Here is an 18,885-nt window from a genome sequence, read left to right as displayed (position 1 = left end):
CCGCCTCGCGCGCCGGGCCGGCGGCCGACCCTACGCAGGGTCCAGGTCCGTCTCCTCGAACACCAGCAGCGTGCGCGTCGAAAGAACCTCCGGAATGGACTGGATCCGGGTCAGGACGAGTTCGCGCAGGGCGCGGTTGTCGGGTGTGTGCACCAGGAGCAGGACGTCGAAGTCGCCGCTCACCAGGGCGATGTGGGCGGCGCCCGGCAGCTGTCCCAGCTGTTCGCGCACGGTGCGCCAGGAGTTCTGCACGATCTTGAGCGTGATGTACGCGGCGGCGCCCTGGCCCGCCCTCTCGTGATCCACGCGCGCGGTGAAGCCCTGGATCACGCTGTCCTCGACGAGCCGGTTGATCCTGGCGTAGGCGTTGGCCCGCGAAACGTGTGCCCGCTCGGCGACGGAGCGTATCGAGGCACGCCCGTCGGTCTGGAGGATGCGCAGGATGGCGTGGTCGATCTCGTCCAGCGGGCGCGCCGGCACCTGTCGTGCGTCGCCGGTGGCCATTTGTTCAGCTGCCATGTCCCCCCGCCTTCCTGTTGTGGACGAGGTGTTCCCATCTCAGGCTGTGGAGAACCGTTTGTCCACAGACTGAGGGTGCCTGTAGCCAAAATGCGTCCACGATCGAACAATCGATAGGTGAGGGGCGTCACAGTCGCGCGCCCCCGTCCTGGATGTCCCGCTCCCCGACAAGGAGGTGCATTGGCATGACGGTCCAAGAGCTCCCCGGTGCCGCCGCATATCGGCCGACCCCTCCACCCGCCTGGAGGCCGCGCACCGACCCCGCGCCTCTCCTCCCGGACCCCGAGCCCTTCCGGGTCCTGGGCACCGGGGCCGAGCTCGACCGCGCGCTGATGCTGAAGCTGTACGCGGAGCTGGTACGAGGCCGGCGCTACAACGCGCAGGCCACCGCCCTCACCAAGCAGGGCCGCCTCGCTGTGTACCCGTCCTCGACCGGCCAGGAAGCCTGCGAGGTGGCCGCGGCGCTGGCCCTGGAGGAGCGCGACTGGCTGTTCCCCAGCTACCGGGACACGCTCGCCGCCGTCGCACGCGGCCTGGATCCGACGCAGGCCCTGACGCTGCTGCGCGGTGACTGGCACACCGGCTACGACCCGCGCGAGCACCGCATCGCGCCGCTGTGCACCCCCCTGGCCACTCAGCTCCCGCACGCGGTGGGCCTGGCTCACGCGGCCCGGCTCAAGGGGGACGACGTGGTGGCGCTCGCCCTGGTGGGCGATGGCGGCACCAGCGAGGGCGACTTCCACGAGGCGCTGAACTTCGCCGCCGTCTGGCAGGCCCCGGTGGTCTTCCTGGTCCAGAACAACGGCTTCGCGATCTCGGTGCCGCTCGCCAAACAGACCGCGGCGCCCTCGCTCGCCCACAAGGCCGTCGGCTACGGAATGCCGGGCCGCCTGGTGGACGGCAACGACGCGCCCGCGGTGCACCAGGTGCTCTCGGAGGCCATCGCCCGGGCCAGGCGCGGCGGCGGCCCCACGCTCATCGAGGCCGTCACCTACCGGATGGAAGCGCACACCAACGCCGACGACGCGACCCGCTACCGGGGCTCTGCCGAGGTCGACGCCTGGCGCGGCCACGACCCGATCCGGCTCCTCGAGGACGAGCTGACCGCCCGAGGCATCCTCGACGAGGACGGTATCCGCTCCGCCGCCGAAGCCGCCGAGACCATGGCCGCCACGCTGCGCGAGCGGATGAACGCCGAGCCGGTCCTTGACCCGATGCACCTGTTCACCGACGTATACGCCGAGCAGAACGGCCAACTGCGCGAGCAGACGGCCCAGTTGCGCGCCGAGCTGGAAGCCGAGGCCCACTGATGGCCACCGCCACCGACCAGGTGACCGCCACCGCCAAGAAGCCCGCCACCATGGCTCAGGCGCTCCAGCGCGCGATGCGCGACGCCATGGCCGAGGACCCCACCGTGCACGTCCTCGGTGAGGACGTCGGCACCCTGGGCGGCGTCTTCCGGGTCACCGACGGCCTCGCCAAGGAGTTCGGCGAGGACCGCTGCACCGACACCCCGCTCGCCGAGGCCGGCATCCTCGGTGCGGCCGTCGGCATGGCCATGTACGGCCTCCGGCCGGTCGTGGAGATGCAGTTCGACGCGTTCGCCTACCCGGCGTTCGAGCAGCTGATCAGCCATGTCGCCAAGATGCGCAACCGCACCCGTGGCGCGATGACGATGCCGCTGGTGGTGCGCGTGCCCTACGGCGGCGGCATAGGGGGCGTGGAGCACCACAGCGACTCCAGCGAGGCCTACTACATGGCAACGCCCGGGCTCCAGGTCGTCACCCCCTCCACCGTGGAGGACGCCTACGGGCTGCTCAGGGCGGCCATCGCCTCCGACGACCCCGTCGTCTTCCTCGAGCCCAAGCGTCTGTACTGGTCGAAGTCCGACTGGTCCCCCGAGGACCCGGCGCCGGTCGAACCCATCGGCAAAGCGGTCGTGCGCCGCACCGGGTCCAGCGCCACGCTCATCACCTACGGTCCGTCCGTGCCGGTGTGCCTGGAGGCGGCGGAGGCGGCCCGTGAGGAGGGCTGGGACCTCGAAGTCGTCGACATACGTTCGCTGGTGCCGTTCGACGACGAGACGGTCTGCGCATCGGTGCGCCGCACCGGTCGGGCCGTCGTCGTCCATGAGTCGTCCGGGTTCGGGGGCCCCGGCGGCGAGATCGCGGCGCGCGTCACCGAGCGCTGCTTCCACCACTTGGAGGCGCCCGTGCTGCGGGTGGCCGGATTCGACATTCCGTACCCGCCGCCGATGCTGGAGAAGCACCATCTGCCCGGCGTCGACCGGGTGCTCGACGCGGTGGCGCGTTTGCAGTGGGAGGCGGGGCACTGATGCCGAAGGTCCTGGAGTTCAAGCTGCCCGACCTCGGCGAGGGGCTGACCGAGGCGGAGATCGTCCGCTGGCTCGTCGCGGTGGGCGACGTGGTGGCCGTGGACCAGCCGGTGGTCGAGGTCGAGACGGCCAAGGCGATGGTCGAGGTGCCCTGTCCCTACGGAGGCGTGGTCACCGCGCGTTTCGGCGACGAGGGCACGGAACTGCCGGTCGGCGCCCCGCTGTTGACTGTCGCGGTCGGAACCTCGGCGGACCAGGAGGCGGACCAGGAGGCGGCTGTGGACGCCGACTCAGCCGAGCCCTCGGAGTACTCGGGCAATGTCCTGGTCGGTTACGGGACGGGGGCGGCCACCACGCGCCGTCGCGCCCGGGTCAGGGCCGCCACCTCGTTCGCGGCCCCCGCCGCCGCACCGGCGCGGACCGTCGACACCGCGCGGGCCACGTCGGCGGCCCCGACTTCGACCCCGGCGCAGGTGCAGGCCACGCCGGTGACATCCGCCCCCGCCAAGGCGCCCGGCCCCGTGCCGGTCATCTCACCGCTCGTGCGCAGGCTCGCCCGTGAACACGGCCTGGATCTGCGGGAGATGCGGGGCTCAGGGCCCGACGGTCTGATCCTGCGGGCCGACGTGGAGTCCGCGATGAAGGCCCCGGCGCCCGGGACGGATCCGGCCGCCGACCCGCAGGGCCCCGGGAGCGCCGCCCGCGCCGCCGGAGGGGAGCGGATCGCGCTGCGCGGCATCCGGGGCGCGGTCGCCGACAAGCTCAGCCGCAGCCGTACGGAGATCCCCGACGCCACCTGCTGGGTGGACGCCGACGCGACCGAGCTCATGGCGGCCCGCGTCGCCATGAACGCGGCGGGCGGCCCCAAGGTCTCCGTGCTCGCGCTGCTCGCCCGGATCTGCACGGCGGCCCTCGCCCGGTTCCCCGAGCTCAACTCCAGGGTCGATCCGGCGGCCCGCGAGATCGTGCGGCTGCCCGAGGTGCACCTGGGCTTCGCCGCCCAGACCGAGCGCGGCCTCGTGGTCCCCGTCGTCCGCGATGCCCACACCCGCGACGTCGAGTCGATCGGCGCCGAACTGGCCCGGCTCACCGAAGCGGCCCGCACGGGCACGCTCACCCCCGGCGAGCTGACCGGCGGCACCTTCACCCTCAACAACTACGGGGTGTTCGGCGTCGACGGCTCCACGCCGATCATCAACCACCCCGAAGCCGCGATGCTGGGCGTCGGCCGCATCATCCCCAAGCCCTGGGTGCACGAGGGTGAACTGGCCGTACGCCAGGTCGTGCAGCTCTCCCTCACCTTCGACCACCGGGTGTGCGACGGCGGCACCGCGGGCGGCTTCCTGCGCTACGTCGCGGACTGCGTGGAACACCCGGTGCTGCTGCTGCGCACTCTGTAGGACACCCGGCGGGCCGGACGTGCACGGCAGCGGCGATGAGCGTCCGGCGGCGGCCCATACTCGGAAGATGACCGCGTACGACGCCGCAGCACCGGAGCCCGGGCCCGGCCGGACCTCCGCCGATCGCACGGGCGCCGGGGCCACGCCCGGCGCCGCCGATACCTCCTACGACGCCGTGGTGCTCGCGGGGGGCGCCGCCAAGCGGCTGGGCGGCGCCGACAAACCCGGGCTCAGTGTGGGCGGCCGGGCCCTGCTCGACCGGGTACTCACCGCCTGCTCCGGCGCCGCGACCACGGTCGTGGTGGGCGGACGGCGGCCCACCGCGCGGGCGGTGGCGTGGGCCCGCGAGGAGCCCGCGGGCGGCGGACCGCTGGCCGCGCTCGACGCCGGGCTGCGGCACACCACGGCCGGGAGCGTGCTCGTACTCTCGGCCGACCTGCCGTTCCTGGTCACACCGACCGTCGAGGCGCTGGTGCGCGAACTGCGCCGCAGTGGTCGCGAGGCCGTCCTGTGTGTCGACGCCGACGGCCGTGACCAGCCTCTGGTGGCCCTATACCGGGCCCAACCCCTGCGCCGCGAGCTCGCGTTGCTCGCCCGCGAACACGGCTCGCTCGCCGGGCGACCACTGCGCCTGCTCACCCGCGCGCTCGACTGCGGCCGCCTGGCAGCGGACCCGCTTGCCTCCTTCGACTGCGACACCTGGGAGGACCTTGCGGCCGCACGGGCGCGGATCAGGGACCATGGGGGCGTGCTGGACGAATGGATCACCGCAGTCAAGGACGAACTCGGCATCGAACTGGACGTGGACACCCGCGTCCTGCTCGACCTGGCCAGGGACGCCGCCCACGGCGTCGCCCGCCCCGCCGCCCCCCTCACCACCTTCCTGGTCGGCTACGCGGCGGCCAAGGCGGGTGGCGCGGGCGAGGACGTGGCGGAAGCCGCCCGCAAGGCCGCCGCACTCGCCAACCGCTGGGCGGCCGAGGCCGAGACCTCCGACGGCCCGAAGAACGACGCGGGATGATGGCCGGGACCCCGGCAGCGGACGACGGCTCCGACGAGGCGCTTGCCCTGCTGCGTGACAGCGGCCCCCCGGCACCTAGACGGGACGCCGCGGGCCCGCGACGGGACGAAGCGACCCCCCGACGGGACGCCTCGTCCTCCGGTCGGGACGCGCCGGCGGCCAGGGACCGTGCGGAGCCACCGGCATCCGGCGCCCACCGGACCCCTCATCGCCGCGCCGCCACCTGGGACGAGGCGCGGACCGTGGCCGCGCGGGCGGGCCGTTCCGCGCCGGCCCGCGCCCACCGGGTCACTCTGGACCGGGCCCTTGGCGAGGTCCTGACCGCGCCGCTGACCGCGCTCACCGATCTGCCGTCGTTCGACACCTCCGCCATGGACGGCTGGGCCGTCGCCGGCCCCGGGCCGTGGTCGGTGCAGGACGGGGGCATCCTCGCCGGGTACGCCGCGCCCGCCCCGCTCGGCGACGGCGAAGCGGTCCCCATCGCCACCGGCGCCCGCATCCCCTCCGGTGCCACGGCGGTGATCCGCAGCGAACACGCCCGCACGGACGAGGCGCGCACCCTGCTCCAGGCCGATCGTGTGGTGCTGCACGGCCAGGACATCCGGCCGCGCGGACAGGAGTGCCGCTCGGGCGACGCGCTGCTGCCCGCCGCCGCGCTGGTCACCCCGGCCGTCCTCGGCCTGGCTGCGGCGGCCGGATACGACGAGCTGGACACCGTACCGAGGCCACGCGTCGAGGTGCTGGTCCTCGGCGATGAACTGCTCACGCAGGGGCTTCCGCACGACGGACTCATCCGGGACGCGCTGGGGCCGATGCTCGGCGTCTGGCTGCGGGCGCTCGGCGCCGACGTCATCGGCACCCGCCGCCTGAAGGACGACGCGGGCGCCCTGCTCGCGGCAGTCACCGGCTCCTCGGCCGACGTCGTGATCACCACGGGCGGCACCGCGGCCGGCCCCGTGGACCACGTTCACCCCGTGCTGCTCAAGGCCGGCGCGGAGCTTCTGGTCGACGGGGTCGCCGTACGGCCGGGGCACCCCATGCTGCTGGCGGGGATCGGGGTGGGCAAGCACCTGGTCGGACTGCCGGGCAATCCGCTTGCCGCGGTCTCCGGTCTGCTTACCCTGGCCGAACCGCTTCTCCGTGAACTGGCCTGGCGCACCCGCCCGTTGACCTACACGGCGCCGCTGCGCAACGAGGTGCAGGGGCACCCGCACGACACCCGGCTCGTCCCGGTCGTCCACCGCGCGGAGCACCTCCTGCCGTTGCACTACAACGGGCCGGCGATGTTGCGCGGGGTCGCCGCCGCCGACGGGCTCGCGGTGGTGCCGCCCGGCGGAGCGCGGGCCGGCCAGGAGGTCGAAATCCTGGATCTGCCCTGGTCCCATGTGGGATCGGGCGATGGGTGTTTCACGTGAAACAACGCGTCCTCGCCCGCAACCCCCTGCCCGAAAAGGATGTTTCACGTGAAACTGCCCGGTCATGACGCGATGGCGCGCCAGGCGGGCGAGAATCTGATCACCCGGCGGGTGCAGCTGCCGCGCCGGGTCGTCGACCGGCCCCTGCGCCAGGTCGCCAAGCGGATCCTCATGGCCCTCGCCGTGCTGATACTGACGACGTTCATCGTCTGGATCGACCGCGACGGGTACCACGACAACGCCAATGGCAGGGTCGACTTCCTCGACGCCGTCTACTACGCCACCGTCACGCTCTCCACGACGGGCTACGGCGACATCGTCCCCTTCAGCGACAGCGCGCGGCTCACCAACATCCTGCTGGTCACGCCGCTGCGCGTGCTGTTCTTGATCATCCTCGTCGGAACCACTCTCGAAGTCCTCACCGAACGGACCCGCGAGGAGTGGCGGCTCAATCGCTGGAAGGCCCAATTGCGCGAGCACACCGTTGTCATCGGCTTCGGGACGAAGGGCCGCTCCGCGATCCAGACCCTGTGTGCGCGGGGCCTGAGCAAGGAGCAGGTCGTCGTGGTCGATCCGAGCGCGAAAGTGATCGAGGCCGCCAACGCCGAGGGGTTCGTCGGCGTCGTCGGCGATGCCACCCGCAGCGATGTGTTGCTCCGCGCCGAGCTGGGCAGAGCACGGCAGATCGTCATCGCCACCCAGCGCGACGACACCGCCGTCCTGGTGGCCCTGACGGCCCGGCAGCTCAACCGGGGCGCCAAGATCGTCGCTGCGGTGCGGGAGGAGGAGAACGCCCCGCTGTTGCGCCAGTCGGGTGCTGACGCCGTCATCACCAGCGCCAGCGCGGCCGGCCGGCTGCTCGGTCTGTCCGTGCTCAGCCCGAGCGCGGGCACCGTGATGGAGGACCTGATCCAGCAGGGCAGCGGGCTGGACATGGTGGAGCGGCCGGTGAAGAAGAGCGAGGTCGGGCGTGGGGTGCGGGAGACCGACGACCTGGTGGTGAGCGTGCTGCGGGGGCACAGGCTGCTCGCGTACGACGACGCGAAGGCGAGCCCGCTCCAGCTCACGGACCGGCTCATCACGATCGTACGAGCCGGTGGCGCACCGGTTGAGGGACGGACGGAGTAGCGTCCGGCGCGCCTGTTGTGAGGCGGGCGGAGTAGCGTCGGCCCTATGTATGCGATCACGATTCCTGAGCCGGGCGGTCCAGAGGCGCTGGTCTGGGCCGAGGTCCCCGATCCCGTACCGGGCGAGGGCGAAGTCCTCGTCGAGGTGGCCGCGGCCGCCGTCAACCGCGCCGATGTGCTGCAACGCCAGGGCTTCTACAATCCGCCCGCCGGGGCGTCCCCCTACCCGGGCCTGGAGTGCTCCGGGCGGATCGCCGCGCTGGGCCCGGGGGTGTCCGGATGGAGCGTCGGCGACGAGGTGTGCGCGCTGCTGAGCGGCGGCGGCTACGCGCAGAAGGTGGCGGTGCCGGCCGGGCAGCTGCTGCCGGTGCCCGAGGGCGTGAGCCTCACCGAGGCGGCGGCCCTGCCCGAGGTGGTCTGCACCGTGTGGTCGAACGTGTTCATGGTGTCCCACCTGCGCCCGGGCGAGACGCTGCTCGTGCACGGCGGGTCCAGCGGGATCGGCACGATGGCGATCCAGCTCGGCAAGGCGATCGGCGCCAAGGTGGCGGTGACGGCGGGCGGCCCGGCCAAACTGGAGCGCTGCGCGGAACTGGGCGCGGACATCCTGATCGACTACCGCGAACAGGACTTCGTGGACGAGGTGGCGAAGGCCACGGACGGCGTCGGTGCCGACGTCATCCTCGACATCATGGGCGCCAAGTACCTGGAGCGGAACGTGCGGGCGCTCGCGGTCAACGGCCGCCTCGCGGTGATCGGTCTTCAGGGCGGCGCCAAGGGCGAACTGAACCTGGGCGCGCTCCTCACCAAGCGGGCCGCGGTCACCGCGACCTCGCTGCGGGGCCGGCCCGCGTCGGAGAAGGCCGCGATCGTGGCGGCGGTGCGCGAGCACGTGTGGCCACTCATCACCGGGGGTGGTGGCGTACGCCCCGTGGTGGACCGGACGCTGCCGCTCTCGGACGCCGCCGAGGGGCACCGGGTGCTCGAGTCCTCCCAGCACATCGGAAAGGTCCTGCTGACGGCGTGAACGCGATGAGGGGGGCGCCCTGAGGCGCCCCCCTCACTTCCCTGACGGGTTCGTATGCCCCGGCGCCGCACCGGCCCGCACGGGGGTCGGCCCGCACGGGCCCCGGCGCGGCGGTCGCCGGTTTACAGATACGGGCCCGAACGGGCACCCGCGTGCGGGCCGCCCTCGTCGTCCTCGTCGTGCGACACCCCGGGCGGCAGCGCGCGGCGCATCTGCTCCAGCTGGGCGCGGGCCGCCATCTGCTGAGCGAACAACGCCGTCTGAATGCCGTGGAAGAGACCTTCGAGCCAGCCCACCAACTGGGCCTGGGCGATGCGCAGTTCGGCCTCGGAGGGAATCGCCTCCTCGGTGAACGGCAGGGAAAGACGCTCCAGTTCCTCCACCAGCTCGGGCGCCAGGCCGTCTTCGAGTTCCTTCACGGACGAGGCGTGAATGTCCTTCAGACGTACGCGGCTCGCCTCGTCGAGAGGAGCCGCGCGGACTTCCTCAAGGAGCTGCTTGATCATGCTGCCGATCCGCATGACCTTCGCCGGCTGTTCGACCATCTCCGTCACCGGGACCTCGCGGGACTCGTCGTCTCCACCGCCGATGGCCATACCGTCCTGGCCTACGACCAGGATGTGGGGGCTCTCCGGCGACTTATCGTTCCTCGGCATCTCCATGCCGCCCATTCTCTCGCACACATGCCTCACATCACGTTGTGCCCCCGGCAAGGAGTGATCCACCGCCCGGAGAGCGGCGATTCCCGTCGCGTGGACGGTGTTTCACGTGAAACAGCGCCCGGTATCAGCGCCGGCTGTCCCCGCGTCCCTCGATCGGCGTACCGGCGCCCTTTCACGGCCTGCGCAGGCGCAGGGCCAGAAAGCCGAGCCCCAGCCCGGTCAGCGCCAGGCCCGCCCCCAGCGACAGAACGTGGAAGCGCAGATCGGAGTCGGTGGACAGGGCTTGGGGCGACTGGTGGCGCGGGAGGCGGGGGTGGGCCGGGGCGGCCGTGGGAGTGGGCGCCGGCGGGGGCGGGGGCGAGGGCCGTGCGGTGTCCGTAGCGGGAACGCGGACCGGGGGCTGCGGCGGTGTCTCGTCCAGGGCCGGGGTCAGGGGGTCGGAGGCATCGGCGACGGAGGGGTACTGGGCGTCGATCCGGCCCGGCCGCGTCCGCCCCACGCCCGCCCGGCTGCCCGCGAGGTGCTGGTCGTCGAAGGACACACGCGGTGAGGGCGAGGTCGCGGAGGGGCTGATGGAGGGCGAGGCGCCGACGGACGGGGAGGCGGACGGGCTGGGCGTCGGGTCGCCTACGGCGGCCGCGTGGGGCGGGGGCGTCAGGAGCAGCGCTGCCGTCAGTGACACGGCCGCCGTGAGTGACCGAATCCCTGGAGCCATGGCAGGGGCCCCTTCCCGTACGGATGCGCGAGCCTGAGGTGGCCGAATCAGCGTCACACGGGGCGAGTTGTGCGGCATCCCGGGAGCGGCAGCGGTGCGCCGAACGGGAGGCGCGTCCCGCGCGGCGGGTGCCGCCGGCCGCCGACGCCGCCCGGCGTACTTCGCCGGCACACGACGAGGCCCGGCGCCAGGGGCGCCGGGCCTCGTGCGCGGACGGTGTCCGGTTACTGCCCGGGCGGGTTGCCCGAGGAGATCTGGATCGTGAACTGCGCGTTCTTCTTGTCCACGTCCACACCGGCCGCGGGGAACTGGCTGACGACCACGTCCTGGCCCCACTGCGCGCTGTCGACGGTCTCGGTGTTGACCTTCCAGCCCGCCGCCTGGATGCAGGACTTCACCGACAGGACATCCTTGTAGGAGAAGTCCGGCGCCTGGACCTTGCCCGGGTCGAGCGTGGAGATCTGGGGCGCGGTGCACTTCGCGGCGTCCATCGTGCGGAACCGGTCGGGGCCCTTGTGGTTCGCGGCGTTCGCGGAGCTGCTGGCCTTGGCGTCGCCACCGCCGCCCGAGTTGTCCTTGTTCATCACGACCATGGTGACGAGGCCACCGATCGCGAGCAGCGCCACCGCGATCGCGCCCACGATGACCGGAGTGTTCCCCTTGGAGCCGCCGCCGGAAGAGGCCGGCACGGTCTGGGCCGGGGGCATCGCGTACGGCGGCGGCGTCTGGGAGGCGACCGGGGCGGCCTGCTGCGGGTACCCGTAGGACGGCTGCGCCTGGGGCGTCGGGGCCGGGGTGGGCGGCCCGTAGGGGCTCGCCTGGTACGGCGTCTGCACGCTGCCCGGCAGGCCTTGCGCGGCCTGCGAGTCGAGTGGCGGGAAGACCGTCGCGCCGACGCCCGCGCCGCTGGAGAGGGGGCCGCCGCCGGTGATGACCGGGGCCGCGCCCAGCTGGCCCGACGAGGTGATCCGCAGGATCTCGTCCTGCATGGCCTGGGCGCTCGGGAAGCGCTCGTTCGGGTTCTTCCTCAGGGCGCGGGCCACCAGCGCGTCCATGGCCGGGGTGATCGACCGGTTGACCGAGGAGGGCGCGACCGGCTCCTCCTGGACGTGTGCGTACGCGATCGCCAGCGGGGAGTCCGCGTCGAAGGGGATGCGCCCGGTCAGGAGCTGGAAGAGCATGATGCCGACCGAGTACAGGTCGGAGCGGGCGTCGACGCCCCGGCCGAGTGCCTGCTCGGGCGAGAGGTACTGGGGGGTGCCGACGACCATGCCGGTCTGGGTCATGGAGGTGACGCCGGACTGCATGGCGCGGGCGATGCCGAAGTCCATCACCTTGACGATGCCGCGCTTGGTCATCATCACGTTGCCCGGCTTGATGTCCCGGTGCACCAGCCCCATCTCGTGGCTGACCTCGAGGGCGGCCAGCACGTCCGCGGTCACCTTGAGCGCCTTGTCGGCCGGCATCGCGCCGTACTGCTGGGTGTCGCGGTGCAGCGTCGACCCCAGCGGCTCGCCCTCCACGTACTCCATGACGATGTACGGCATGACGCCGTCACCACCGGCGGTGGAGCCGTTGAACATCACGGTGTCCTCGCCGGTGTCGAAGACGGAGACGATGTTGGTGTGCTGAAGCTTGGCGACCGCCTGCGCCTCGCGGCGGAAGCGCTCGCGGAAGGACTGTTCCCGGCCGAGTTCGGTGTGCAGCGTCTTGATCGCGACCTGGCGGTCGAGCGCGGAGTCGTACGCGAGGTACACCGAGGCCATTCCGCCCTCGCCGAGGAGGTCGCGCAGCTGGTAGCGCCCGCCCGCGATGGAACCGCCCGCATAGCGGCCGTGTGCGCCGTCCTGGCTCATGACTGTGCGTCCCCCTAGGCCCGGTGGCCAGTGCTGATCCTCGATTTTTTCAGGCCAAGTCTGCCCGAGGGGTCAGTCACGTCAAGCCGCATGCCCGTTCCGTGACCGTACGCACGGGAAGAGACTCGCAAGCGTTACAGGAATGGCATCGAAAGCGTACGAGATTTGCATGGGTACACGTGGAACCGATGGGATGGCCGGTCCATCCCGCACCGGGGCCTCGCGCCAACGCTGTAGCGTGCACTACTGCACAACCAGCGGATGAGTACGACGGAAGACCCGTAAGAAGACCGCGGACGCGGCCAGATACGACGGCGAGGACTGATGGCACCCGAACCCGACGGAAACGGCGCCGGGATGGCCGATGGGCAGGACCACGAGTCGTGGGTCGGCGGCCTCGTCGGCGACGGCCGTTACCGCCTCACCCACCGGCTGGGCCGCGGCGGCATGGCGGAGGTGTTCGCCGCGGAGGACGTGCGCCTGGGGCGCACCGTCGCCATCAAGCTGCTCCGCGCCGATCTCGCCGAGGACCCGGTGTCCAAGGCGCGCTTCACGCGTGAGGCGCAGTCCGTGGCCGGGCTCAACCACCACGCGGTGGTGGCGGTGTACGACTCCGGCGAGGACTTCGTGGGCGGCCAGACCGTCCCGTACATCGTCATGGAGCTCGTCGAGGGCCGCACCATCCGCGACCTTCTGATCGACGCGGACGCCCCGCCGCCGGAGCAGGCGCTGATCATCGTCTCCGGGGTGCTCGAAGCGCTGGCGTACTCGCACCAGCACGGCATCGTGCACCGTGACATCAAGCCCGCCAACGTGATCATCACCGACACCGGCGCGGTCAAGGTGATGGACTTCGGCATCGCGCGCGCCCTGCACGGCGCCCAGTCGACGATGACGCAGACCGGCATGGTCATGGGTACCCCGCAGTACCTCTCGCCCGAGCAGGCGCTCGGCAAGGCCGTCGACCACCGCTCCGACCTGTACGCGACCGGCTGTCTGCTGTACGAACTCCTCGCGCAGCGGCCGCCGTTCGTCGGTGAGACACCGTTGTCGGTGGTCTACCAGCACGTCCAGGACATGCCGGTGCCGCCGTCGCAGGTGTCCCATGTCGCGCCGCCGGAACTCGACGGCCTCGTCATGCGTTCTCTGGCCAAGGACCCGGACGACCGTTTCCAGTCCGCCGAGGAGATGCGCGGCCTGGTCCAGTACGGGTTGCAGATGCTCCAGGCGCAGGGCGGCCACACCGGCACCTGGAACACCGGCCCGGTCGAGATGATGCACGAGGGCCCCCGCACCCCGGCGATGGGCATGGCCGGGGCCACCGCGGCCATGAGCCACCCGGTGCACGGGGACACCTCGCAGTTCGGCGGTCCGATCCTGCCGCCGTCCAACCCGGACGACGGCGGGTACGACGGCTATGGCCACGGCGCCCCCAAGCGGGGCGGCTCGGGCAGGATGGTGCTGTTCGTGGTGCTCGCCATCGTCGCGATCGCGGCGGGCGTGGCCTTCGCGCTGAAGGCCACGCAGAACACGGGCGGCACTTCCGGCGGCGGCGGGGGTACGACCTCGAGCTCCCCGAAGACCTCGCCCTCGGCGCCCGCGTCGGACAACCCGCCCACGCCGGACACGCCGGGCACCAGCCAGGGCCAGTCCTACAGCAGCACCAACGGCAACGGCGAGTCGCCCTCGCGCCACCGTTCGCGCTCCGCCTCGCCGTCCCCCAGCAAGTCGCAGGCCTCGCACTCGCCGGGGACCGACCAGGGCACGACGTCGGGAACGAGTGAGGGTACGGACACCGAGGGCACGACCGGTGGCACGGACCAGGGCACGACGGGTACCACCACCAAGGGCACGACGGGTGGCTCCAGCCAGGGTTCCACCAGCAAGGGCACGACGAGCGGTACTGAGGGTTCCACCAGCAAGGGCACGACGGGCAGCACCGACCAAGGTTCCACCACCAAGGGCACGACGAGTGGCGCGGGCGGTTCCACCACCACGGGTACGAATGGCAGTACCACCACCGGTTCCGGGAACTGACCTCGGCCGACCCTCACCCCGCGAACGCCTCGCGCACCGCCTCGTACTCGCGGGTCCACCAGACCGCCAGGGCCGACGCCGCAGGAAACTGCGGGTCGGCCCTGCGGTCGTGCAGCTGGTAGCGCCAGCGCAGGATCCAGAAGTCGTTCAGGCGCTCCCACCACACCCGGTGCACGGCGGCCGCCAGCTCCTCCGCGTCGGCCCCGGCCGCCTGCCGGTAGGCGCGCGCGTAGGCCCGTACCTTGGCCAGCTCCAGCTCGCCCGAGGGGCGGACGAAGAAGATCACGGCGGCCCGTACCGCCTCCTCGGCGCGGGGCTGCACGCCGAGCCGGTCCCAGTCGACGATCGCGGCGGGTTCGGCCGAGCGTCCCTCGCCCCGGTACAGCAGGTTCAGCGGGTGGAAGTCGCCGTGCACCCAGGCGCCGGTGGCGGGGGCCGGCGGGCGGCGGTGGGCGTGTTCGCCCAGCAGCACCCTCCGCTCCAGGAGGCGGTGTTCGGCGAGTTCGTCGAAGGCGTCGCGGGGCCGGTGCCTGCGGGCGCGCGCCACCAGGTCGTCGATGAGCGCGAGGCTGTCGGCCGGGTCGGCGCTGTGGTGTTCGCTCCGTGGCACGTCGGGTTCCATGACCTGGGCCAGGCAGGTGTGGGTGAGGCCGAGCAGCGCGCCGAGCCGGCGGGATTCGACGGCGCAGAGCTGGGCGCCGTCGCGGTGGCGGCCCTGCACCCACGGGTGCAGGGCGTAGCAGTGCCCGCCGATCACCGCGACGGTGTCGCCCTGGGCGTCGGGGACGGGCGGGGCGACGGGGACGCCGAGGCCCTGGAGGCGTTCGGTGGCGCGGTGCTGGCGGGCGATGGCCACGTGGTCGCCGTCCAGGTGGTGCTTGAGGAAGTAGTCGCCGCGGGTGGTGGCGAGGCGGTAGCCCCGGTTCAGCAGGCCCTGGGCGACGCGTTCGCAGGAAAGCGGCTCACCAGGGGCTTCGTAGCGGCGCAGCAGATCGCCCACGGGTGGAGTTGCAGATGAGCGCGGCACTCGTCAGATGTTAGATCACGCAGCGTGTCGGGGCGGACGCTCTGTGGAGTAGTCCAGCGAATGGACGGTGACGAACTGGGGTGCGATACGCATGTACATCGGCTCGAAGGGCTCGCCGTCCGCCGCGCGGGGCGGTGGGCCGAACAGCGCCAGTTCGCCGGCGGTCGGCTCGCAGGGCTCCGCGGTGCCGGTGAACTGCACCGACCACAGGTGCTCGGCGCCGGAGTTGAGGTTGTCCGCGCCGTAGGCGACCACGCTGCCGAGGCAGGCCTGGTGGTAGCCGAAGCCCGCGTGCAGCCGCAGCAGGACCCGGCCGCCGGTGACGACATGGCGGGCCGGGGCGACGAACGGCAGGGCGTGCAGGCTCGTGGCCACCCGGCCGTAGCGGACGCGGCCGAGCAGGTCGATGGCGCGGGCTGCTTCCTCGGAGGACATGCCCCCTACTTTTGCGTGGGCGCGGCGGCCTGCGGAAGAGCTGGGGGCCCGTGCGGCCGGGCCGTAGGTCCCGGAAATCCCTGGCGGGCCGGGGCCCGGAGCCCTCGCGGGCCCGGGCTTTCAGTGCTGCTTCTCCGCCTGGATCCGGGCCACGTAGGCGGCGGCCTGGGAGCGGCGCTCCATGCCCAGTTTGGCGAGCAGCGACGAGACGTAATTCTTGATCGTCTTCTCGGCGAGGTGCAGGCGCTCGCCGATCACGCGGTTGGTCAGGCCCTCGCCGATCAGGTCGAGGATCTTGCGCTCCTGGTCGGTGAGGTTGGCCAGGCGATCGTCCCCCTTGCTGCGGCCCCCGTCGCGCAGCCGCTCCAGGACGCGGGCGGTGGCCACCGGGTCGAGCAGCGATTTCCCGGCCGCGACGTCGCGCACGGCGGACAGGAGCTCGCTGCCGCGGATCGCCTTGAGGACGTAACCCGAGGCGCCGGCCATGATCGCGTCGAAAAGGGCCTCGTCGTCGGCGAACGAGGTGAGCATCAGGCATTTGATGTCCTCGTCCCGGGAACGGATCTCGCGGCAGACCTCCACGCCGCTGCCGTCCGGCAGGCGCACGTCGAGCACGGCGACGTCGGGGCGGGTGGCCAGGATCCGGCTCACGGCCTCGGCCGCGGTGCCGGCCTCGCCGACCACTTCGATGTCGTCCTCGACGGACAGCATTTCGTGGACGCCGCGACGGACCACCTCGTGGTCGTCGAGCAGGAATACGCTGATTTTGCCTGTTTCGAGCACGGAATCAGTCTCACACATTCATCCGAAGCACGCCGAAGGGTGCCATAAGTGACCCCTTCCGGAACCTGCGTGACCGGGATAACGTGCCGTTGTTCCGGCGGACTGCAAGGCTGTGACCAGCGGCTGTTCCCCACTTTCTGGATTTACTTGGAAATCCAAGCAAAATCGCAGGTCAAGTGGGGTTTCGCAGTAATGCGCAGCACTGGGTAACGTGCCTTTGACAGGGCGCTCGCCGGGGCACCTGTCACGCCTGATCCCCGGCCGAGCGCACACACCCCGTGCACTTGAGACGGACAGGCGAGCCTCCCCCAAGCTCCGGACGAGCCGGGGGGACCCCCAGGCTCACCGGCGAACCCGGGAGCCGGACAGACGGAGGAGCACGCACGTGACCGTGGAGAGCACTGCCGCGCGCAAACCGCGACGCAGCAGCAAGCGCACCGCCGGCGCCGGCGCGAAGAAGACGGCCGCCGAGCCCGAGCTCGTACAGCTGCTGACGCCCGAGGGCGAGCGCGTCGAGCACCCTGATTACGACGTCGACCTGAGCGCCGAGGAACTGCGCGGCCTCTACCGCGACATGGTGCTGACCCGCCGCTTCGACGCCGAGGCCACGTCGTTGCAGCGCCAGGGCGAGCTGGGCCTGTGGGCCTCGCTGCTGGGCCAGGAGGCCGCGCAGATCGGCTCCGGGCGTGCGCTGCGGGACGACGACTACGTCTTCCCGACCTACCGCGAGCACGGTGTCGCCTGGTGCCGCGGCGTCGACCCGACGAATCTGCTCGGAATGTTCCGCGGCGTCAACCACGGCGGCTGGGACCCGAACTCCAACAATTTCCATCTGTACACGATCGTGATCGGCTCGCAGACGCTGCACGCGACCGGGTACGCGATGGGTGTCGCCAAGGACGGCGCGGACAGCGCGGTGGTCGCCTACTTCGGCGACGGCGCGTCCAGCCAGGGCGACGTCGCGGAGGCCTTCACCTTCTCCGCCGTCTACAACGCCCCCGTCGTGTTCTTCTGCCAGAACAACCAGTGGGCGATCTCCGAGCCCACCGAGAAGCAGATGCGCGTCCCGCTCTACCAGCGCGCCCAGGGCTTCGGCTTCCCCGGCGTGCGGGTCGACGGCAACGACGTGCTGGCCTGCCTCGCCGTGACCAAGGCCGCCCTTGAGCGCGCCCGGCGCGGTGAAGGACCCACCCTGGTCGAGGCGTTCACCTACCGGATGGGCGCGCACACCACCTCCGACGACCCGACGAAGTACCGGGCCGACGAGGAGCGCGAGGCCTGGGAGGCCAAGGACCCGATCCTGCGCCTGCGCGCCTACCTGGAGAACGCGGGCCACGCGGACGCCGCGTTCTTCGAGGGGCTGGAGACCGAGTCGGAAACGCTCGGCAAGCGGGTGCGTGAGGCGGTGCGCGCCATGCCGGACCCCGAGCCGATGGCGATCTTCGAGAACATCTACGCCGACGGCCACGCGCTGGTCGACGAGGAGCGCGCCCAGTTCGCCGCCTACCAGGCGTCGTTCTCGGACGGGGAGGGCAACTAGCCATGGCCGTACAGAAGTTGCCGATCGCCAAGGCGATCAACGAATCGCTGCGCAAGGCGATGGAGGACGACCCCAAGGTCCTCATCATGGGCGAGGACGTCGGCAAGCTCGGCGGTGTCTTCCGGGTCACCGACGGCCTGTTCAAGGACTTCGGCGAGGACCGGGTCATCGACACCCCGCTCGCGGAGTCCGGCATCGTCGGCACCGCGATCGGTCTGGCCCTGCGCGGCTACCGGCCCGTCGTGGAGATCCAGTTCGACGGGTTCGTCTTCCCCGCGTACGACCAGATCGTGACCCAGCTCGCCAAGATGCACGCCCGCGCGCTCGGCAAGATCAAGATGCCGGTCGTCGTGCGCATCCCCTACGGCGGCGGCATCGGCGCGGTCGAGCACCACAGCGAGTCCCCCGAGACGCTGTTCGCGCACGTCGCGGGTTTGAAGGTGGTCAGCCCCTCCAACGCGTCCGACGCGTACTGGATGATGCAGCAGGCCATCCGGAGCGACGACCCGGTGATCTTCTTCGAGCCGAAGCGGCGCTACTGGGACAAGGGTGAACTCGACACGGAGGCAACCCCCGGCCCGCTGCACGGGGCCCGCACCGTACGCGACGGTTCGGACCTCACGCTGGTGGCGTACGGCCCCATGGTGAAGGTCTGTCTCGAGGCGGCGGCCGCCGCGCAGGAAGAGGGCAAGTCGATCGAGGTCGTGGACCTGCGCTCGATGTCGCCCATCGACTTCGACGCCGTCCAGGCGTCCGTCGAGCGGACGCGGCGCCTGGTCGTGGTCCACGAGGCGCCGGTCTTCTACGGCGCCGGGGCGGAGATCGCCGCCCGGATCACCGAACGGTGCTTCTACCACCTGGAGGCCCCGGTGCTCCGGGTCGGCGGCTACCACGCCCCGTACCCGCCGGCGCGGCTGGAGGAGGAGTACCTGCCGGGCCTCGACCGGGTGCTCGACGCCGTCGACCGCTCGCTGGCGTACTGAGGG

17 protein-coding genes are annotated in these 18,885 nt (G+C 71.8%); 10 read left to right on the top strand and 7 right to left on the bottom strand.

The window, feature by feature from the left end; all coding sequences use genetic code 11:
- Positions 1 to 30: 30 nt before the first annotated feature.
- Entirely contained in the window at positions 31 to 519 is a 489-nt protein-coding gene (locus ABR738_RS20295) for an Lrp/AsnC family transcriptional regulator (protein WP_350231405.1), read from the bottom strand.
- 185 nt (positions 520 to 704) lie between these two features.
- Here ABR738_RS20295 and pdhA (ABR738_RS20290) point away from each other — a divergent pair, with 185 nt between their 5' ends.
- The 7 genes from pdhA (ABR738_RS20290) to ABR738_RS20260 all read left to right on the top strand — a co-directional run bounded on the left by pdhA (ABR738_RS20290) (position 705) and on the right by ABR738_RS20260 (position 8,844).
- Complete coding sequence (pdhA, locus tag ABR738_RS20290; RefSeq protein WP_350231404.1) at positions 705 to 1,829, top strand: pyruvate dehydrogenase (acetyl-transferring) E1 component subunit alpha; 1,125 nt, start codon at positions 705 to 707, stop codon at positions 1,827 to 1,829.
- Positions 1,829 to 2,854, top strand: a complete 1,026-nt coding sequence (locus tag ABR738_RS20285; RefSeq protein ID WP_350231403.1) for an alpha-ketoacid dehydrogenase subunit beta — start codon at positions 1,829 to 1,831, stop codon at positions 2,852 to 2,854. Before pdhA (ABR738_RS20290) ends, ABR738_RS20285 begins: the two co-directional genes overlap by 1 nt.
- Positions 2,854 to 4,254: a dihydrolipoamide acetyltransferase family protein gene (locus tag ABR738_RS20280; protein WP_350231402.1), complete on the top strand. Its 1,401-nt coding sequence runs from the start codon at positions 2,854 to 2,856 to the stop codon at positions 4,252 to 4,254. The genes ABR738_RS20285 and ABR738_RS20280 overlap by 1 nt, the downstream gene beginning before the upstream one ends.
- 67 nt (positions 4,255 to 4,321) lie before the next feature.
- The gene (locus ABR738_RS20275) at positions 4,322 to 5,275 is read left to right on the top strand and encodes an NTP transferase domain-containing protein (RefSeq protein WP_350231401.1); all 954 of its coding nucleotides are present in this window, start codon (positions 4,322 to 4,324) and stop codon (positions 5,273 to 5,275) included.
- A complete protein-coding gene (locus ABR738_RS20270; protein ID WP_350231400.1) occupies positions 5,272 to 6,690 on the top strand; it encodes a molybdopterin molybdotransferase MoeA in 1,419 nt (472 codons plus the stop codon). Before ABR738_RS20275 ends, ABR738_RS20270 begins: the two co-directional genes overlap by 4 nt.
- 39 nt (positions 6,691 to 6,729) lie before the next feature.
- Complete coding sequence (locus ABR738_RS20265) at positions 6,730 to 7,818, top strand: potassium channel family protein (RefSeq protein ID WP_350231399.1); 1,089 nt, start codon at positions 6,730 to 6,732, stop codon at positions 7,816 to 7,818.
- Positions 7,819 to 7,863: 45 nt separating this feature from the next.
- Complete coding sequence (locus ABR738_RS20260) at positions 7,864 to 8,844, top strand: NAD(P)H-quinone oxidoreductase (protein WP_350231398.1); 981 nt, start codon at positions 7,864 to 7,866, stop codon at positions 8,842 to 8,844.
- A 122-nt stretch (positions 8,845 to 8,966) separates the two neighbouring features.
- Here ABR738_RS20260 and ABR738_RS20255 read toward each other — a convergent pair whose 3' ends face one another.
- The 3 genes from ABR738_RS20255 to ABR738_RS20245 all read right to left on the bottom strand — a co-directional run bounded on the left by ABR738_RS20255 (position 8,967) and on the right by ABR738_RS20245 (position 12,077).
- Complete coding sequence (locus ABR738_RS20255; protein ID WP_323177967.1) at positions 8,967 to 9,506, bottom strand: bacterial proteasome activator family protein; 540 nt, start codon at positions 9,504 to 9,506, stop codon at positions 8,967 to 8,969.
- Between the two features lie 172 nt (positions 9,507 to 9,678).
- On the bottom strand, positions 9,679 to 10,221 hold the full coding sequence (locus tag ABR738_RS20250; protein ID WP_350231397.1) for a hypothetical protein: 543 nt from the start codon (positions 10,219 to 10,221) through the stop codon (positions 9,679 to 9,681).
- Between the two features lie 224 nt (positions 10,222 to 10,445).
- The gene (locus ABR738_RS20245; RefSeq protein ID WP_350231396.1) at positions 10,446 to 12,077 is read right to left on the bottom strand and encodes a protein kinase domain-containing protein; all 1,632 of its coding nucleotides are present in this window, start codon (positions 12,075 to 12,077) and stop codon (positions 10,446 to 10,448) included.
- Positions 12,078 to 12,401: 324 nt separating this feature from the next.
- Between ABR738_RS20245 and ABR738_RS20240 the strand changes: the two genes are divergently transcribed.
- Positions 12,402 to 14,114: a protein kinase domain-containing protein gene (locus ABR738_RS20240; RefSeq protein ID WP_350231395.1), complete on the top strand. Its 1,713-nt coding sequence runs from the start codon at positions 12,402 to 12,404 to the stop codon at positions 14,112 to 14,114.
- A gap of 13 nt (positions 14,115 to 14,127) precedes the next feature.
- On the opposite strand, the gene ABR738_RS20235 is transcribed toward ABR738_RS20240, so the two are convergent.
- The 3 genes from ABR738_RS20235 to ABR738_RS20225 form a co-directional block, all read right to left on the bottom strand.
- Positions 14,128 to 15,141 (bottom strand): phosphotransferase, encoded by a 1,014-nt coding sequence (locus ABR738_RS20235; RefSeq protein WP_350231394.1) that lies wholly within the window; start codon positions 15,139 to 15,141, stop codon positions 14,128 to 14,130.
- Between the two features lie 15 nt (positions 15,142 to 15,156).
- The gene (locus tag ABR738_RS20230; protein ID WP_350231393.1) at positions 15,157 to 15,576 is read right to left on the bottom strand and encodes a pyridoxamine 5'-phosphate oxidase family protein; all 420 of its coding nucleotides are present in this window, start codon (positions 15,574 to 15,576) and stop codon (positions 15,157 to 15,159) included.
- A 120-nt stretch (positions 15,577 to 15,696) separates the two neighbouring features.
- Entirely contained in the window at positions 15,697 to 16,359 is a 663-nt protein-coding gene (locus ABR738_RS20225; protein WP_350231392.1) for a response regulator, read from the bottom strand.
- 385 nt (positions 16,360 to 16,744) lie between these two features.
- On the opposite strand from ABR738_RS20225, the gene pdhA (ABR738_RS20220) reads away from it, so the two are divergent.
- A complete protein-coding gene (gene pdhA, locus ABR738_RS20220; protein ID WP_350231391.1) occupies positions 16,745 to 17,899 on the top strand; it encodes a pyruvate dehydrogenase (acetyl-transferring) E1 component subunit alpha in 1,155 nt (384 codons plus the stop codon).
- Positions 17,900 to 17,901: 2 nt separating this feature from the next.
- Positions 17,902 to 18,882 carry an alpha-ketoacid dehydrogenase subunit beta gene (locus tag ABR738_RS20215; RefSeq protein ID WP_350231390.1) on the top strand — a complete coding sequence of 327 codons (981 nt, stop codon included), beginning with the start codon at positions 17,902 to 17,904 and terminating at the stop codon, positions 18,880 to 18,882.
- Positions 18,883 to 18,885 lie beyond the last annotated feature (3 nt).

Source organism: Streptomyces sp. Edi4 (genome assembly GCF_040253615.1).
In the GTDB taxonomy this organism is placed as follows: domain Bacteria; phylum Actinomycetota; class Actinomycetes; order Streptomycetales; family Streptomycetaceae; genus Streptomyces.
The sequence above is the reverse complement of the archived record's forward strand: the minus strand, read 5'-3'. Positions and strand labels throughout refer to the sequence as shown.

What these genes read in the sequence shown, in the direction of transcription:
- ABR738_RS20295 (WP_350231405.1), bottom strand. Translation starts at nt 519, where the DNA reads ATGGCAGCTGAACAAATGGCCACCGGCGACGCACGACAGGTGCCGGCG.
- pdhA (WP_350231404.1), top strand. Translation starts at nt 705, where the DNA reads ATGACGGTCCAAGAGCTCCCCGGTGCCGCCGCATATCGGCCGACCCCT.
- ABR738_RS20285 (WP_350231403.1), top strand. Translation starts at nt 1,829, where the DNA reads ATGGCCACCGCCACCGACCAGGTGACCGCCACCGCCAAGAAGCCCGCC.
- ABR738_RS20280 (WP_350231402.1), top strand. Translation starts at nt 2,854, where the DNA reads ATGCCGAAGGTCCTGGAGTTCAAGCTGCCCGACCTCGGCGAGGGGCTG.
- ABR738_RS20275 (WP_350231401.1), top strand. Translation starts at nt 4,322, where the DNA reads ATGACCGCGTACGACGCCGCAGCACCGGAGCCCGGGCCCGGCCGGACC.
- ABR738_RS20270 (WP_350231400.1), top strand. Translation starts at nt 5,272, where the DNA reads ATGATGGCCGGGACCCCGGCAGCGGACGACGGCTCCGACGAGGCGCTT.
- ABR738_RS20265 (WP_350231399.1), top strand. Translation starts at nt 6,730, where the DNA reads ATGTTTCACGTGAAACTGCCCGGTCATGACGCGATGGCGCGCCAGGCG.
- ABR738_RS20260 (WP_350231398.1), top strand. Translation starts at nt 7,864, where the DNA reads ATGTATGCGATCACGATTCCTGAGCCGGGCGGTCCAGAGGCGCTGGTC.
- ABR738_RS20255 (WP_323177967.1), bottom strand. Translation starts at nt 9,506, where the DNA reads ATGGAGATGCCGAGGAACGATAAGTCGCCGGAGAGCCCCCACATCCTG.
- ABR738_RS20250 (WP_350231397.1), bottom strand. Translation starts at nt 10,221, where the DNA reads ATGGCTCCAGGGATTCGGTCACTCACGGCGGCCGTGTCACTGACGGCA.
- ABR738_RS20245 (WP_350231396.1), bottom strand. Translation starts at nt 12,077, where the DNA reads ATGAGCCAGGACGGCGCACACGGCCGCTATGCGGGCGGTTCCATCGCG.
- ABR738_RS20240 (WP_350231395.1), top strand. Translation starts at nt 12,402, where the DNA reads ATGGCACCCGAACCCGACGGAAACGGCGCCGGGATGGCCGATGGGCAG.
- ABR738_RS20230 (WP_350231393.1), bottom strand. Translation starts at nt 15,576, where the DNA reads ATGTCCTCCGAGGAAGCAGCCCGCGCCATCGACCTGCTCGGCCGCGTC.
- ABR738_RS20215 (WP_350231390.1), top strand. Translation starts at nt 17,902, where the DNA reads ATGGCCGTACAGAAGTTGCCGATCGCCAAGGCGATCAACGAATCGCTG.